At 73.1% G+C, this 15,546-nt stretch carries 13 protein-coding genes; 4 read left to right on the plus strand and 9 right to left on the minus strand.

Translation table 11 applies throughout. The features are described from left to right. Nucleotides 1-8: 8 nt before the first annotated feature. The 8 genes from K4B79_RS07905 to K4B79_RS07940 all read right to left on the minus strand — a co-directional run bounded on the left by K4B79_RS07905 (nucleotide 9) and on the right by K4B79_RS07940 (nucleotide 10,045). Nucleotides 9-1,790 carry an IucA/IucC family protein gene (locus K4B79_RS07905; RefSeq protein WP_232025582.1) on the minus strand — a complete coding sequence of 594 codons (1,782 nt, stop codon included), beginning with the start codon at nucleotides 1,788-1,790 and terminating at the stop codon, nucleotides 9-11. Next, a complete protein-coding gene (locus tag K4B79_RS07910) occupies nucleotides 1,790-2,995 on the minus strand; it encodes an MFS transporter (RefSeq protein WP_232025583.1) in 1,206 nt (401 codons plus the stop codon). Before K4B79_RS07910 ends, K4B79_RS07905 begins: the two co-directional genes overlap by 1 nt. After that, a complete protein-coding gene (locus K4B79_RS07915; protein ID WP_232025584.1) occupies nucleotides 2,992-4,707 on the minus strand; it encodes an IucA/IucC family protein in 1,716 nt (571 codons plus the stop codon). Before K4B79_RS07915 ends, K4B79_RS07910 begins: the two co-directional genes overlap by 4 nt. Beyond that, on the minus strand, nucleotides 4,704-5,876 hold the full coding sequence (locus K4B79_RS07920) for an ATP-grasp domain-containing protein (RefSeq protein WP_232025585.1): 1,173 nt from the start codon (nucleotides 5,874-5,876) through the stop codon (nucleotides 4,704-4,706). Before K4B79_RS07920 ends, K4B79_RS07915 begins: the two co-directional genes overlap by 4 nt. Nucleotides 5,877-5,996: 120 nt before the next feature. Continuing rightward, the gene (locus tag K4B79_RS07925; RefSeq protein ID WP_232025586.1) at nucleotides 5,997-7,019 is read right to left on the minus strand and encodes an ABC transporter substrate-binding protein; all 1,023 of its coding nucleotides are present in this window, start codon (nucleotides 7,017-7,019) and stop codon (nucleotides 5,997-5,999) included. A 55-nt stretch (nucleotides 7,020-7,074) separates the two neighbouring features. Continuing rightward, nucleotides 7,075-7,890 (minus strand): ABC transporter ATP-binding protein, encoded by an 816-nt coding sequence (locus tag K4B79_RS07930; protein ID WP_232026220.1) that lies wholly within the window; start codon nucleotides 7,888-7,890, stop codon nucleotides 7,075-7,077. A 116-nt stretch (nucleotides 7,891-8,006) separates the two neighbouring features. Then, entirely contained in the window at nucleotides 8,007-9,056 is a 1,050-nt protein-coding gene (locus K4B79_RS07935) for a FecCD family ABC transporter permease (RefSeq protein ID WP_232025587.1), read from the minus strand. Next, nucleotides 9,053-10,045 (minus strand): FecCD family ABC transporter permease, encoded by a 993-nt coding sequence (locus K4B79_RS07940; RefSeq protein ID WP_232025588.1) that lies wholly within the window; start codon nucleotides 10,043-10,045, stop codon nucleotides 9,053-9,055. Before K4B79_RS07940 ends, K4B79_RS07935 begins: the two co-directional genes overlap by 4 nt. A gap of 233 nt (nucleotides 10,046-10,278) precedes the next feature. Here K4B79_RS07940 and K4B79_RS07945 point away from each other — a divergent pair, with 233 nt between their 5' ends. Continuing rightward, nucleotides 10,279-11,124, plus strand: coding sequence for a (2Fe-2S)-binding protein (locus K4B79_RS07945; protein WP_232025589.1), 846 nt, complete (start codon nucleotides 10,279-10,281; stop codon nucleotides 11,122-11,124). Nucleotides 11,125-11,432: 308 nt separating this feature from the next. Here K4B79_RS07945 and K4B79_RS07950 read toward each other — a convergent pair whose 3' ends face one another. Then, on the minus strand, nucleotides 11,433-13,187 hold the full coding sequence (locus K4B79_RS07950) for an ABC transporter ATP-binding protein (RefSeq protein WP_232025590.1): 1,755 nt from the start codon (nucleotides 13,185-13,187) through the stop codon (nucleotides 11,433-11,435). A gap of 227 nt (nucleotides 13,188-13,414) precedes the next feature. Between K4B79_RS07950 and K4B79_RS07955 the strand changes: the two genes are divergently transcribed. From K4B79_RS07955 to K4B79_RS07965, 3 genes are read left to right on the plus strand one after another with little or no spacing between them, the layout of a single operon-like run. After that, nucleotides 13,415-14,500, plus strand: a complete 1,086-nt coding sequence (locus K4B79_RS07955) for an S-(hydroxymethyl)mycothiol dehydrogenase (protein ID WP_232025591.1) — start codon at nucleotides 13,415-13,417, stop codon at nucleotides 14,498-14,500. Continuing rightward, complete coding sequence (locus K4B79_RS07960) at nucleotides 14,500-15,129, plus strand: MBL fold metallo-hydrolase (protein ID WP_232025592.1); 630 nt, start codon at nucleotides 14,500-14,502, stop codon at nucleotides 15,127-15,129. The genes K4B79_RS07955 and K4B79_RS07960 overlap by 1 nt, the downstream gene beginning before the upstream one ends. A 31-nt stretch (nucleotides 15,130-15,160) precedes the next feature. Next, nucleotides 15,161-15,535 (plus strand): DUF4180 domain-containing protein, encoded by a 375-nt coding sequence (locus K4B79_RS07965; RefSeq protein WP_232026221.1) that lies wholly within the window; start codon nucleotides 15,161-15,163, stop codon nucleotides 15,533-15,535. Nucleotides 15,536-15,546 lie beyond the last annotated feature (11 nt).

Genomic DNA, 15,546 nt, shown 5'->3' on the forward strand with positions numbered 1-15,546 from the left:
CGAGCAGGTCATCGGGCGCCCCCGGTCGTCCCGCGCTGGATGTCCACGTTGAGCGGGGACGGCAGCCGCACATAGCCGGCCTCGCGGTCGGGCTTGCGCTCCCAGCGGGTGAGCAGGTTGGTCTTCGCGGGCAGCGGCACCCCGGCGAGCAGGGCGGCCAGCCGCGGCGGGCAGCCGCACCGCTCGGCGTACGCCCGCAGCGTGTCGCGGACCCGGCCCCACAGCTCCGCCTCCGCGCCCGGGTGCAGGTCGGCGACGGCGGCCAGCAGCTCGGCCACGTGGTTGACGAGGAGGCAGTACACGACCCGGTCCCAGCCGCGCTGGGCGTCGTAGGTCATCGGGCCCGCGACCTCGGGCGGCAGCGCGGCCAGGGTCTCCGCGTGGTGCTCGGGCACCAGCTTGGTGCCCTCCAGGTCGCGGAAGAGGACCTGGACGGGCATGCCGTCGCCGTCGACGCCGATCAGGACGTTCTGCAGGTGCGGTTCCAGGACCAGGCCGTGGTCGAAGTAGGCGGCCAGGACGGGCGGGAGCAGCAGGTCGAGATAGGCCGACCACCAGTCCAGGGCCCGCCGCTCGTCCGCCCCGTCGAGGAGGCGGGAGAGGTGGGCGGGGCCGGTCGGGTACTCGTCGGCGACGGCCGCCGCGAGCAGGGGAGTCGTGCCCGGCGCCAGCCGCGCGGGCAGCCCTTCGCGGACGATGACGCCGAACCCCTCGAACAGGGCCCGGTCGGGTGTGCCGTCGGGGCCGGGCAGGGCGAGCGTTCGGTAGGCGGGCTCGCGGAGCACCGCGCTGCCCGGGAAGCGCTCGGCGAGGTCGGCCAGCGCCGGGGCCAGCACGCGGGTGAGCGCCACGGCGCCGGCCAGCTCGTAACTGCTGTTCTTGCGCAGGCAGTTGGTGATCCGGACGTTGAGGCTGAACTTCAGGAACGTCTCGCCGTCGTACAGGGTGCGCACGGAGGCGGTGGCCGAGAAGGGCCGTCCGCCCGGCCCGAGGTCGATGACATCACCGCTCGCCAGGGCCGCGCGCAGCGCCGGGTGGTCCTGGAGGGTGTCGTACTGCCACGGGTGGGCCGGCAACAGCCGGTAGCCGTCCGGGACGTCGGCGCGCTGCCGGTCCAGCACGGCGACGGCCGAGGCGTCCGCGTACTCCTCGGCGATCAGGTCGGCGCGGACCGCCAGATGCCGCAGGGGGAAGGCGGCGCCGACCTCCGGCGCGTACGCGGACCAGGCCTGCGGGTCGCCGGTGCGGGCCTTGGGCGTCGGGTGGAAGCGGTGCCCGAACAGCAGCGACTGCTCGGAGGCGAGGTAGACCGAGAGCCGGTCCTCGGGCGCCCGGTCGTCGCGCGGTGCGGACAGGGCGGCCGCGACCGCCGCGTGGCTGGAGGCGATCTGTTCCAGGAACTCCTCGTTGCGCACGCCGGTGCGCAGCCACAGCTCGTCGTGCGTGTACGCGGCCAGGCGTCGCCAGTCCACCTCCGCCCAGCCGTCGTCGCGCTGCTCGCCGACCGGGCCGGTGAACCGGTGCGCGCCGAGCAGCGAGGAGCGGCGCAGGGCGACACGCAGCAGGACCCCGCGCCGCGGGAGCCGCAGCAGGAGCCGGCCGTCGGCGACGACACTCTGGTGCTCGGGGCCCGACACCTCGCGCAGCAGACAGTTGAGGAGCGTGTGTGCCACCACGTCGTCGGCGGTGGGCAGTGCGGCGGGCGCGGAGGCGGTGCCGTCCTGCGCGGCCGGGTCGGAGAGCTGGGGGGTGCTCCCGGACGATGTCTGGGGGAGGGTCAGCGAGGGCATCAACGGCTCCTGCCAGTGCGATACTTGAGCGGGGGGAGAGTGATCGCGAGAACGGTGACGGCGGCCGCGGCACCGCCGGTCAGCACGGGGGCGGCCGGGCCGTAGCGGGCGCTGCCCGCCGCCGCGGCCAGGCCGGCGGCGACCGCGCCGGCCTTGGAGAAGAACTCCAGCGAGCCGAACATCCCGCCGGGCGCCCGGCCCCGGGCGCAGTCGGCGGCCAGGATCTGCAGGCACACCAGCCCGAAGGTGAGACCGGCGCCCAACAGCAGGCGTACGGCGACCAGTTCGGGCAGCGATCCGGCCACGCCGTGTCCGGCGAGCCCGAGCGCGATGCAGGTGAAGCCGAGCGCGAGTCCGGTCCGCGGACGGTCGCGGAAGACGGAGTGCACCGCCAGCGCCGCCACCAGGTAGCAGAGGTGGGGCAGGGCGAAGAGCACGCCGGACAGCAGCGGCGAGGCCCCCGGTATTCGGTCGTCGACGAGGGCGATCAGATACGGGAAGGAGATCACCGTGGAGAAGACGAAGGCGAACTCGAGCGCGTACAGCGTCCTCAGCGACACCACGGGCGCCGCCCCGGAGACGGGCACCGACTCCTTCGCGTCGGACCGCTCCCGGGCGGCCGGCTCCGGCTCGGGCAGCGCCGCCAGCAGCAGCGCGGCCGTCAGCGGCAGCACGGCGAGCAGCGCGTACTGGCGGTGCGGCGACAGCCAGCCGGACAGCGAACCGACCACGATCGGCGCCGCCACCAGGGCGGCCCGCGCGCTGCCCTGCATCAGGGTGAGCGCCTTGGACAGCGCCGGGCCCTCCAGGGCGGCGCCCAGGTAGCCGTTGGACGCGGCGAACGTCCCGCCCAGGACACCCTGGAGCACCAGCGCCAGCGTGAAGGTGGCCAGGGAGTCCGCCCAGCCCGCCAGCAGAAAGGCCAGGGCCAGTCCCAACTGGGCGCGCAGCAGCAGCCGTTTTCGCCCGTAGCGGTCGGCGAGCCGGCCCCACAGCGGCGCGCCCAGCGCGCCGAACACGGTCGGCACGACATACAGCACGCCCGCCCAGCGGGCCTGCCGGTCGCCCAGCTCCGGCAGGATCTCGGTGAGATACGGCGGCAGCCCGAGCGCGGCGAAGGAGGCCACGAAGTAGCAGCCCGCCACCGCGTGGACCTGCCCCCGGCCGAACGACGCCCGCGGTATCCGCAGCGTCCCGGCGCTCATGCCGAACCCCCCGCTGGGCGCAGGTAGTTGGGGCCGGTGGTGTAGTGCTTGTTGATGTCGGCCGCGCCCGATCGTTCCTTGGACAGCAGCGTCCCGGCCGTCACCATCGCCTTCACCGGCAGGGCCGGCGCGTCGAGCACGCGGGCGCGCAACTGCTGCGCCGCCTCGCCGCCCAGCCGGTCCACCGCCTGGGTCAGCCGCTCACGGATGAGACCCAGCACCGCGTCACGGTGGCGGGGGAGCCCGAACGCGTAGGCCCCGGCGCACAGATGGAGCGTGATCGTGGTGAACAGGTCGGCGACGGCGGAGTCGTCCCGGCCGAAGGTCCTGGGGTCGTCGAAGCCCCACGGGCCGGGCAGCACGGCCTGCAGCCGCTCGGTGTTGATCCGGGGCCCGTCGTTGTCCTTGAACAGCAGGCGCAGGCTCCTGGGGCGCAGCACGAGCGAGATGTTCTGCTGGTGCGACTCCAGGGCGATGCCCTGGCCGAACAGGGTGGTCTGCCAGTCGAAGAGCAGGGTGAGGCAGGCGTCCAGCAGCGCGAGCGGGTCGCCGTCGTAGAACCGGTCGGCCAGGTGGTCCAGGACCAGCCGTCCGTCGGGGGCCTCGGCCAGGAGCGCGGCCATCGGCACGATCGCGGCGCCGTCGAGTCCCGCCGGGTAGCGGCGGCACAGCACCGCGAGCAACTCGTGACCGGCGTGGGCGTAGGTGGACTCGTCGGCGTGCAGGATCATGGCCCGGAAACGGGGCTCGCGCGAGGCCGCCGCCTCCAGCAGGCGCTGGCCCGCCGCCCCGTCCACGAGGGTTCCGGGCTTGATGGAGCGCTTGTTGCGCAGGCCCAGGGTGGCGGTGGCCAGGGGGAGTTTGAGGTGCACGGACGGATCGTCGGCCACCGCCACGGTGCGCATCGACAGGGTGGGCACGACCTCCAGATGGGCCCGCTCGGCGAGCACGGCGCTGTCCGCCAGACCGGCGTCCCGCAGCGCCTCCTCCAGCGGGGCACCGACGGTCAACGGGTGCACGGGCAGCGCCACATGCGTGTCCCGGACCTGCGGCAGACCGAGCAGGGCCGGGGTCGGCCAGAAGTCCGGCAGCGGTCCGGTCAGGGTGAGGGCGGCGCGGGGCACGGCCAGCCAGCGCAGGGCGAACCGCGGATGGAACTCCGGGGCGTAGAGCCGTAGATGCTCCTCCGTGAGCCCGGAGCGGCCCCGCGAGGTCGGATAGACGGGGTGGTCCAGCCGCGCGGCGAGGGTGTCGTGGGCGAGGGCCGCGGTGAGGCCGGTCCAGCGTGCCGGGTCGCCGCCGTGCAGGGCGGTCAGCCGCTCGGCCGTCTCCTCCCGCGTCGCCGCGTGCAGCCGCATCGTCTCCAGCGTCTGCCGGCACTCCTCGGCGAACGCGTCGAAGCCGCCCCGGTCCGCCGGCTCGGCGAGCGCGCGCAGGGCGTCCAGGACCGCCCCGTACGAGGTCAGCTCGGCGCCGTCCGACTCGCGGAGCAGCAGCGGAAGCCGGGCGGCGTACGCGCTCTGGAAGCCGTCCTCGATCACGGGCAGCAGCAGGGAGCCGTCCGGGGTCGCCAGCCGCAGCCAGGCGCCGTCCGGCCGGTGGACGGGCGTGGACCGGGTGCGCAGGCCCACCACGTCCTCGCGCAGCAGGGCGCCGAGCACCCGGGTGAGCAGCTCGGCCTCGCAGGTGTCCGTGGCGGTCGGCGCGCTCACGGCTGGATCTCCCAGCGCCGGGCCGAAAGGAACGCGGCCGAGACCCGGTCCACCGTCGTCTGGTCGGTGCCGACGGCCCGCAGCACGCCGAGGTAGTCCCGGTTGGTGCGGTACAGCTCGTGCCGCTCGCCCACCGCACGCAGCGGACGGTACGTCAGATGCACGCCCTCGATGGTGAGTTCGGTGGCGGAGGGGGCGTCGGTCAGCGTCCCGCCCCGCCGCGCGCACGGGTACTCCAGACGCGCGGCACCGTCCCGACGGGCCCCCAGGTCGGCCGGCAGCCGCTCGCCCAGATGGGTGCGCAGGATGTGCTCGAACAGGGGCACGTCCAGCAGCCGGGCCAGCAGCAGGTCGCACTGGTCGCCGATGGCACGGTAGTTGACCTCGATGATCCGGGCCCGGCCCGCGTGCACCACGAACTCGGTGTGGCAGGCGCCGAACCCGACGCCCAGCGCGTCCAGTTGGGCCAGCACCTGCGCCACGACCGGCTCCGGATGCGCGGGGACGAAGGTGAGGGTCTCCTCGATGAAGTACGGCGGAGGCGACAGCTCGGTGTGGAAGCCGCCCAGCACATGGCGGCGCTCCCCGTCGCCCAGGGTCTCCAGGGTGTACAGCTCGCCGGGCAGGTACTCCTCCACGACCAGGACGGCACCGGGACGCCGGTCCAGGATCTCCTTGGTGTGGGTGACCAGTTCCTCGGCGTTCTCGACGAGGACGACGTCCTCGCTGGCCACGCCCTCGCGCGGCTTGACCACGCACGGGTAGGGGGCGTCGAGCGCGGCGGGTTCGGTGAGCTCGGCCGACCACACGGTGTCCGCGCCGGCGCCGGCCAGTCGGCGCCGCATCTCGGCCTTGTCCTTGCAGCGCAGCGTGGCCCGCCAGTCCTTGCCCGGCAGGTCGAAGTAGGCGGCGGCCAGGGCGGCCTGGGTCTGGAGGTGGTCGCTGTTGGTGAAGACGCCGTCGGGCCGGTGGTGCGTGGAGATCCGGGTGATCACGGCCCGGAAGTCCCGGACATCGCACTCCAGGACCTCGACGTCCGGGTAGGCGGCGCGGTGCGCGTCGGGCTGGTCGGTGAGGACGGTGACGTCCAGGCCGAGCCGGGCGGCGGCGGGCAGGAAGCCCTCGGTGACGGAGTCGGTCGGATTGAGGGCGAGCAGGTACAGGCGCATGACTGTGGAGCAACTTCCGCTAGCGGGTGGGGGGCTGGGGGCGGGCCGCACGCGGGGACACGCGGGGCGGGCACGCCCCGCACCTCGTCCCGGGCGAGGCCCGCCCCGGTTCAGCGGGAGTTACGCCGCCGGGAGGGCCACACCCGTGGCCTTGGCGACGTCCTTGAGCATCTGCTCGGCGGCCTGTACGCCGATGCCGGACATCCAGGTCTCGTCCGGGACCTCGAAGACCTTGCCGTCCTTGACCGCGGGGAGGGACTTCCACACCGGGTTGGAGACGACGTCGGCCTTCTGCGTCTTGTCGTCGGTGTCGGCGGAGGTGACGAAGATCAGGTCGGCGTCGGCCTGGTCGATCTGCTCGGGGCTGACGTCCTTCATGGTGACCTCGGGGTCGGTGGAGACCTGCGAGGAGGGGCGCTTGAAGCCGATGTCGTTCAGCACGACACCGCTGTAGGAGTTGGACGCGTACAGCCGGGTCGGGCCGGCGATGAAGCGGACCACGGACACGGTCGGCATGGTGCCGGCGTCCTTCTTCTTGATGGCCGCGCCGAGGGCCTTGGCCTGCGTCTCGTACTCGGTGAGCTTGGCCGCGGCCTCCTTCTCCAGGCCGAGCGCCTCGGCGTGGACCTTCAGGTTCTGCTTCCACACACCGCCGGTGGTCTCGGTGAAGACGGTCGGCGCGATCGCGCTGAGCTTGTCGTAGACCTTCTCGTGGCGGACCTTCGAGGACAGGATCAGGTCCGGCTTGAGCGAGGCGATCTTCTCCAGGTTGGGCTCCAGCAGCGGACCGACGTCGACGGTGTCCTTGAGCTCGCCCTTCAGGTACGTCGGGAAGCCGCCCTCGGTCTTGAAGTGCGGGGCGACCGCGCCCACCGGGTCGATGCCCAGCAGGGTGACGTCGTCCAGCTCACCGGTGTCGAGGACGACGACCCGCTTCGGCTGCGAGGGGATCTTCACGTCGCCCATGACGGTCTTGAGGGTGCGCGGGAAGGCGTCCGAGGAGGCACCGGTGGCCTTGGCGGTGTCGGCCGTGTCGGAGGAGTCCTCGCTGCCGCAGGCGGCCAGGACGGCCGTGCCGAGCAGGACGGAGAGCAGCACGGCGAGCAGCCGGCCGAGTCTGCGCAGGGGAGAGCGCTGGAGCATGGGGAGCGTTCTTTCTGGTAGGCGTACGGCCCGGGGGGCGTACGGGTGGTGCGGGTCAGGCGGTCGCGGCGGAGTGCCGTACCGCGCTGCTTCTCGGGACGACCAGCGGGGTGCCGGTCTCGGGGTCGGGGATCACCCGGCAGTCCACGTCGAACACGGATTTCACGAGGTCGGCGTCCAGGACGTCGGCCGGAGGGCCGGCGGCGGCGAGGCGGCCGTCCTTGAGGACCACCATGTGGTCCGCGTAGCGGGCGGCCTGTCCGAGGTCGTGCAGCACCATCACCACGGTGCGGCCCGCCTCGGCGTGCAGGGCGGCCACCAGGTCGAGGACGTCGAGCTGGTGCCGCAGGTCGAGGAAGGTGGTCGGCTCGTCGAGCAGTAGCAGCTCGGTGTCCTGCGCCAACGCCAGGGCGATCCAGGCGCGTTGGCGCTGTCCGCCGGACAGCTGGTCGACGGGCTGGTCGCGCAGCGGCGTGGTGCCGGTGCGCTCCAGGGCCTCGTCCACGGCCTTCTGGTCGGCGGCCGACCAGGGGCTCAGCAGCCGCTGGTGCGGGTACCGGCCGAGCCGGACGAGGGCTTCGACGGTGATCGCCTCGGGCGTGACCGGCTGCTGCGGCAGCAACCCCATCCGCAGGGCCAGCGCGCGGGCGGACATGCGGTGGATGTCGGTGCCGTCGAGGGCGACGATCCCGGCCGCCGGTGCCAGCAGTCGGCTCAGGCCGCGCAGCAGCGTCGACTTGCCGCAGGCGTTGGGGCCGACGATCGCGGTGACGGCCCCGCCGGGCAGGGTGAGGTCGAGCCCGCCGACGACGAGCCGGTCGCCGTAGCGCAGGTCGAGGCCCTGGGTGGAGAGCTGGTTGGCGGTGGTCATGCGGGGCTCCTTGGCACCGGCCGTACGCGGTGTCGCCGTGTCGGCCGTACGCGGTGTCGAGACGTCGGTCATACGTGGTGCCGGTACGCCGGTCGTACGCGGCTGCGGTACGCCGGTCATGCGGGGTTCCTTCGGACGGGCGAGGCCTGGCGGAACATCAGCACCAGCAGCCAGGGCGCGCCGAGGCTGGCGGTGACCGCGCCGACCGGCAGACCCTCGATCGGCAGCAGATGCTGCACCACCAGGTCGGAGGCGAGCAGCAGCACGGCCCCGGTGAGCGCGGCCAGTCCCAGGGAGGCGGCCGTCGGCGGCCCGGTGACGAACCGCACGATGTGCGGCACCGCGAGCGCCACGAAGGTCACGGGCCCGGCGAGCGCGGCGGCCAGCGAGGCCAGCACCACGGCGACGACCAGGAGTTGGAGGCGTGCGGCGGACGTGGAGAGACCGAGGGAACCGGCGGAGTCGTCGCCGAGGTCCAGCACGGCCAGTCGGCGATGCATCACGAGCGCGGCGGCCAGCGCGAGGACCATGGCGCCGCCCGCTCCCCACACCTCGGTCCAGGTCCGGCCGTAGACCGAGCCGGTGGTCCACTGGAGGGCGGATCCGGCGAGCTCCGCCGGGAAGCGCACGATCAGCAGGTTCACGGCGGCGGCCAGGCCCGCCTGTACGGCGAGTCCGGTGAGCACCAGCCGGGTGACGGCGAGCCCGGAGCCCCAGGCGAACACGCCCAGCAGCAGTGCGGCCAGCAGACCGCCGCCCAACGCGCCGACGGGGATGAGCAGTTGCGAGGCCCCGGCGGCGATCAGCGCCACCGCGCCCAGCGAGGCGCCGCCGGTGATGCCCATGACGTCGGGGGAGGCCAGGGGGTTGCGGAAGAGCCGTTGCAGCACGCAGCCCGCCGCGCCGAGGCCGGCCCCGGCGACGATCGCCGCCACCGTGCGCGGCGCCCGGAACTGCTGCACCACCAGGACGTCACCGGGATCCCCGGCCCCCACCAGGGCGCGCAACGCCGTGCTCGCGGACATCGGGATGTCACCGGTCGTCAGGGAGACGGTGAGCAGGACGGACAGCGCGGCCAGACCGCAGACGGCGAACACCAGGACGCGGCGGCGCACCCGGGTACGGGACGAGGACGGCGTACGGACGGACAGGACGGTGGCGGTCATCGGGTCACCTTCCGGGCCAGCAGAGCCAGCAGGGGCGCGCCGAGGAACGCGCTCACGATGCCGACCTCCAGCTCCGAGGGGCGGATCACCAGCCGGCCGATGACATCGGCCCCGAGCAGCAGCAGCGGGCCGGCGATCAGACAGCCGGGCACCAGCAGCCGGTGGTCGCCGCCGAGCAGCGGCCGTACGAGATGAGGGGCCGCGAGTCCGATGAAGGCGATCGGCCCGGCCACGGCGACCGCCGACCCGGCGAGCAGGACGACCGCGACACCGCCCGCGAGCCGGATCCGGGCCACGGGTACGCCCAGTGCCTGGGCCGCGTCGTCGCCCAGGGCGAGGGCGTTGAGGGCGGGGGAGATGGCGAGTGCGACCAGCAGGCCGAGGACGAGGGTGGGCAGGACCGGCCAGAGCACGTCGAAGGTGCGTCCGGACAGCGATCCGGCGAGCCAGAAGCGTGCCTCGTCGAGGGTGCGCTGGTTCAGCAGCATCACCGCCGACGTCCAGGACAGCAGGACCAGTTGGAGCACGGTCCCGCCGAGCGCGAGCCGTACGGGGTCGATGTCCCCGGCGCGGCGGGCCAGTGCCTGGGCGAACAGGGCGGCGCCCGCCGCTCCGGCGAAGGCGAACCACACGTACTCGGCGGGACTGTTCAGCTTCAGCGCGAAGATCGCGACGACGACCGCGAAACCGGCGCCCGCGTTGATGCCGAGCGTGGTCGGCGAGGCGAGCGGGTTGCGGGTGACCGCCTGGGCGACGGCGCCCGCGACCCCGAGCGCCGCGCCGACCGCGAGGCCGATGACCGTACGCGGCAGGCGCAGTCCGGTCACCACGAGGGCGTCCCGTCCCTGGGCGTGCCCGAACAGCGCGTCGGCCACCGTGGACAGGGGGACCGAGCGGGCTCCGAGGGCGAGGCTCAGCGCGGCGCACAGCGCGAGGGCGCCGACTCCGGTGAGGAGGACGGGTATGTGCCGGAAGGCACGAAAGGACACACCTGTGGTTGGTGCGTCCCGTTGGGTCGCAGTCACGAGCCGTGAGCTTAGGTGAGGCTTGCTTTACTTTTCAACTGCCTGTGTCCCTGCTTTGAACTGCTTTGACGTGCGGGTTTTGTGATCGTCCCCGTGGAACCCCTTGATCGCTTGGGTTCGCGGGGTCGAGTAAGGTAAGCCTTGCCTATTTGGTTGCTCGCCCGCAAATCCATCCGCACATCCGCCCTGGAGCGCCCATGTCCGTGGCCCTTGAGACTCCGCCGGCCGGCGCTGTCACCCACGTCCTCGCCGACGGCTACCGACGGCTGGCCGACGTCTGTGAAGCGCTCGCCCTGCGGGTCGCGGAACCGGGCTCGGAGAGGGGTCAAGTGGGCTTGTCGGCAGCGGAGTTGATGTCGGATCAGGGCGCCCTCGACGCGTTCGTCGACGCCGAGGCGGCCCGCGTCCTGGACCGCTACGGAACGGCCCCGCGCCGCGATGTCGCCGCCTCCCGCGCCCTGCACGACTACGCCTGGTCGGTCGGCCTGCTGATGGGCGGCGTCTGGTACCTGGAACGGAGGGTGCCGCGCATCCGGCCCGAGGACCTCCGGCTCGACCTGGACACGGCCACGTACACGATCACGCCGGGCGGTGAACTCGCCTGCCTGACCGGGGACTCACTGGCCGGAGGGCCCGGTGTGCTGGCCCTCCCGGAGGAGGAGCAACTGCGGGCCGCGCTGCGGATGGCGGTCGCGGATCACATGCGCCCGCTGCTGGTCGCGCTCGGGCCGACCGTACGGCGCGGAGCGCGCACCCTGTGGGGGATGGTCTCCGACGACCTCGTCTCCGGAATCTGGTACCTGGGCCGGATGCTCGGCCAGGAGGGCGAGGCGGTGCGCGCCGCCACCGACGTCCTGCCGATCGCGGTGCCGCCCTATCCCACAGGCGCGGACTTCCGCCACCTGGTCGGCGACGACGGCCGACGGCACGCCACCCGTACCCGCGCCGGCTGCTGCATGTTCTACAAGATCAGGCCGGAGGAGGCCTGCGTCACCTGCCCGCGCACGGGCGACGCGGAGCGGCTGCGCCGCCTGGAGGCTTGACCGGCCGGGGCCCGATCGGAGCCTCGGTCGACTGGCCCTCGCTTGTAGTCCTGACCGACCGGTCCCCGCCTGGAGGCTTGACCGATCGGCCTCGGCCGGAGTCCCGATCGACCGGTCCCCGCCTGGAGGCTTGCCCGACCGGCCTCGCCCGGAGCCGCGACTGACCGGTCCTCACCTGGAGCCCTGACCGGCCGGCCCCCGCCCGGAGGCTTGCCCGACCGGCCTCGCCCGGACCCCCGATCGACCGGCCCCCGCCCGGAGCCCTGGCCGACCGGCACCCGACCCGAGCCCCGCGCGGCGCCCCGCGGTCACTCCGCCGTCGCCAGGAACTGGGTCGCCGCCAGCTCCGCGTACAGCGGGTCCGTACCCACCAGCTCCCGATGGGTGCCCACCGCGCGCACGCGTCCCGCGTCCATCACCACGATCCGATCGGCCATCGTCACCGTGGACAGCCGGTGCGCCACGACCAGCACCGTGGTCGTCCGTGCCACATCCGCCACCGTGTCCCGCAGCGCCGCCTCGTTCACCGCGTCGAGCTGCGAGGTGGCCTCGTCCAGAAGCAGCAGCCGGGGGCGGCGCAACAGGGCCCGGGCGATGGCGACACGCTGACGCTCACCGCCCGACAGCTTGGTGCCGCGGTGTCCCACCAACGTGTCCAGCCCCTTCGGTAGCCGGGCGACCAGACCGTCGAGACGGGTCGTCTTCACCACCCGGGCGAGCGCGTCCTCGTCCGCCTCCGGACTGCCCAGCAGCAGGTTGTCCCGGAGCGAGCCCGACAGCACCGGGGCGTCCTGCTCCACATAGCCGATCGCGGACCGCAGCCGGGACAGCTCCCAGTCCGCCACGCTCCGGCCGTCCAGGGTGATCGCGCCCGACTCGGGGTCGTAGAACCGCTCGATGAGCGAGAAGACGGTCGTCTTGCCCGCCCCCGAAGGCCCGACGAACGCCGTCATCCCCCGGGCGGGCACCGCGAACGTCACCCCGTGGTGGACGTACGGCAGGTCGTCGGCGTACCGGAAGCGGACGTCGGTGAAGGCCACGGCGGCGGGCTCGGCCCCGGGGGAGGGCAGCGGCGCGGGCTCGGCGGCCGGTTCGGCGGGCAGCCGCAGCGCCTCCTGGATCCGGGCCAGCGCCGCGGACCCCGTCTGGTACTGGGTGATCGCACCGACGACCTGCTGGATCGGCGACATGAGATAGAAGACGTACAGCAGGAACGCCACCAGCGTGCCCACGTCGACGGCACCGGTCGCGACCCGCGCCCCGCCGACCGCCAGCACCGTGATGAACGCGATCTGCATCGCGAGCCCTGCCGTGTTGCCCGCCGCGGCCGTCCACTTGGCGGCGCGCACGCTCTGCCGCCAGGACTCCTCGGCCGCCTCGTGCAGCCGTATCTCCTCCCGGTGCTCGGCGCCGGACGCCTTGACCGTGCGCAGCGCGCCGAGGATCCGCTCCAGCGAGGCCCCCATCACCCCGACCGCGTCCTGCGCCTGCCGGCTGGCCCGGTTGATGCGCGGCACGATCACCCCGAGGACCGTGCCCGCGGCCAGGATCACCGCGAGGGTGACGCCGAGCAGCACCGGATCCACGAAGCCCATCATGGCCACCGTCGCCAGCAGCGTGAGCCCGCCGGTGCCCAGGCCCACCAGCGAGTCCGTGGTGACCTCGCGCAGCAGGGTCGTGTCGGAGGTGATCCGGGCCATCAGATCACCCGGTTCGGTACGGTCCACCGCCGCGATGCGCAGCCGCAGCAGATACGACGACAGGGCACGCCGCGCGCCGAGCACCACCGACTCCGCGGTGCGCCGCAGCACGTACGAACCCAGCGCCCCCACCGCCGCGTTGGTCACCACCAGCCCCGACATCAGGAGCAACGCCCCGGTGATCGCGCGGTCGTGGGACAGGTCGTCGATCAACTCCCGTGCCACCAACGGCAGCAGCAGCCCCGTGGCGCCCGTCAGGAGCGACAGCACGGCGCCCACCAGCAGGGCCCAACGGTGCGGTCGTACGTAGGCGAGGAGCAGCCGCCACGTGGGCGGGGCGGCCTCCTGCTGGGCAGTGCTCACGGTGCTCCTTCGAGCTGCGCCGGGTGGGGGACTCAGGCTACGTCGGCGGCGCGCGGGGGTGCGCCCCGGTTTCCGGCTGTGCCCCGGTGTCCGGTGCCGGGCGGGCGGCGAAGAGCACGAGCGCCCCGGCCCGCCCTCCGTTCGTGATCTCGTGTCGTTACCGATCAGTCACGCGTAGGGTCGGGGCTGGGACAGACGGACACGGGTTCGAGAGAAAGGGCCGGCCCATGGCGCAGGAAGTACGCGGTGTGATCGCACCGGGCAAGGACGAGCCGGTACGGGTGGAGACGATCGTCGTACCCGATCCGGGGCCCGGCGAGGCCGTGGTGCAGGTGCAGGCCTGCGGGGTCTGCCACACCGACCTGCACTACAAGCAGGGCGGCATCAACGACGACTTCCCCTTCCTCCTGGGCCACGAGGCCGCGGGTGTCGTGGAGGCGGTCGGCGACGGCGTCTCGGACGTCGTGCCGGGCGACTTCGTGATCCTCAACTGGCGTGCGGTGTGCGGTCAGTGCCGGGCGTGTCTGCGGGGGCGTCCCTGGTACTGCTTCGCCACCCACAACGCGACGCAGAAGATGACCTTGACCGACGGTACGGAGTTGTCCCCGGCGCTGGGGATCGGGGCGTTCGCGGAGAAGACGCTGGTGGCGGCCGGGCAGTGCACGAAGGTGGATCCGACGGTGGCGCCGCAGGTGGCGGGTCTGCTCGGGTGTGGGGTGATGGCCGGGATCGGTGCGGCGATCAACACCGGGAACGTCGGGCGTGGGGACACGGTCGCGGTGATCGGCTGCGGCGGCGTCGGCGACGCGGCGATCGCCGGATCCCGCCTCGCGGGTGCCGCGAAGATCATCGCCGTCGACATCGACGACCGGAAACTGGAGACCGCCCGCTCCATGGGCGCCACCCACACGGTCAACTCCCGGCAGACCGACCCGGTCGAGGCGATCCGCGAGCTGACCGGCGGCTTCGGCGCCGATGTCGTCATCGAGGCGGTGGGCCGCCCGGAGACGTACAAGCAGGCGTTCTACGCCCGCGACCTGGCCGGCACCGTCGTCCTGGTCGGCGTGCCGACCCCGGAGATGAAGCTCGAACTGCCGCTGCTGGATGTCTTCGGGCGCGGCGGCTCCCTGAAGTCCTCCTGGTACGGCGACTGCCTGCCCTCCCGCGACTTCCCCATGCTCATCGACCTGCATCTGCAAGGACGCCTGGACCTCGGCGCGTTCGTCACCGAGACGATCGAACTCACGGATGTGGAGAAGGCCTTCGAGCGGATGCACCACGGCGACGTCCTGCGCTCGGTGGTGATGCTCTGATGGCCGCCCGCATCGAACGCCTCGTCACCTCCGGTCAGTTCAGCCTCGACGGCGGTACCTGGGACGTCGACAACAACGTCTGGATCGTCGGCGACGACCACGAGGCGATCGTCATCGACGCCGCCCACGACGCCGACGCCATCGCCGAGGCCGTCGGCGACCGCCGGCTCACCGCGATCATCTGCACCCACGCCCACAACGACCACATCGACGCCGCCCCCGCCCTCGCCGAGCACACCGGCGCGACCATCTGGCTCCACCACGACGACCTGCCGCTGTGGAAGCAGACCCACCCCGACCGGGCCCCCGACGCCCGGCTGCTCGACGGCCAGGTCATCGAGGCCGCCGGCGCCGACCTGACGGTCCTGCACACCCCCGGCCACGCGCCGGGCGCCGTCTGCCTCTACGACCCCGGTCTCGGCACCGTCTTCACCGGCGACACCCTCTTCCGGGGCGGCCCCGGCGCCACCGGCCGTTCCTACTCCCACTTCCCGACCATCATCGACTCGATCCGTGACCGTCTCCTGACCCTGCCGCCCGAGACGAAGGTCCTCACCGGTCACGGTGACCCGACCACGATCGGCGCGGAGGCCCCGCATCTTGAGGAATGGATCGCCCGTGGCCACTGACGAAGTCGGACTCTCCACCGAGGAGACCGGCCTGCTCACCGGCGAGGTCGTGCCCGTGCACGGCGTGAACGTCCTGCGCTGCGCCGCCGACGGCCCACCCCTGGACGGTGAACGCGCCGCCCTGGACCTGATCGGCGACGCCTTCGGAGGGGACGCCCAGGTGGTCGCCGTCCCGGTCGAACGGGTCGCCGAGGAGTTCTTCCGGCTGCGCTCGGGCATCGCGGGCGCCGTGATGCAGAAGTTCGTGAACTACCGGCTGCGCCTCGTCGTGGTCGGAGACGTCTCCGGGCACATCGCCGACAGCACCGCCCTGCGCGACTTCGTCCACGAGACCAACCAGGGCGGTCACATCTGGTTCCTGCCGGATCTCGACGCGCTGGCGGAGCGGCTGCGCGCGGCCGGGTGAACCCGCCGTAA

This window comes from Streptomyces lincolnensis (genome assembly GCF_021173675.1).
Classification (GTDB): domain Bacteria; phylum Actinomycetota; class Actinomycetes; order Streptomycetales; family Streptomycetaceae; genus Streptomyces; species Streptomyces lincolnensis_B.

Excerpts from the sequence above, each read along its gene's own strand:
- K4B79_RS07905 (WP_232025582.1), bottom strand. The coding sequence starts at position 1,790 with ATGCCCTCGCTGACCCTCCCCCAGACATCGTCCGGGAGCACCCCCCAG.
- K4B79_RS07910 (WP_232025583.1), bottom strand. The coding sequence starts at position 2,995 with ATGAGCGCCGGGACGCTGCGGATACCGCGGGCGTCGTTCGGCCGGGGG.
- K4B79_RS07920 (WP_232025585.1), bottom strand. The coding sequence starts at position 5,876 with ATGCGCCTGTACCTGCTCGCCCTCAATCCGACCGACTCCGTCACCGAG.
- K4B79_RS07925 (WP_232025586.1), bottom strand. The coding sequence starts at position 7,019 with ATGCTCCAGCGCTCTCCCCTGCGCAGACTCGGCCGGCTGCTCGCCGTG.
- K4B79_RS07930 (WP_232026220.1), bottom strand. The coding sequence starts at position 7,890 with ATGACCACCGCCAACCAGCTCTCCACCCAGGGCCTCGACCTGCGCTAC.
- K4B79_RS07935 (WP_232025587.1), bottom strand. The coding sequence starts at position 9,056 with ATGACCGCCACCGTCCTGTCCGTCCGTACGCCGTCCTCGTCCCGTACC.
- K4B79_RS07945 (WP_232025589.1), top strand. The coding sequence starts at position 10,279 with ATGTCCGTGGCCCTTGAGACTCCGCCGGCCGGCGCTGTCACCCACGTC.
- K4B79_RS07955 (WP_232025591.1), top strand. The coding sequence starts at position 13,415 with ATGGCGCAGGAAGTACGCGGTGTGATCGCACCGGGCAAGGACGAGCCG.
- K4B79_RS07960 (WP_232025592.1), top strand. The coding sequence starts at position 14,500 with ATGGCCGCCCGCATCGAACGCCTCGTCACCTCCGGTCAGTTCAGCCTC.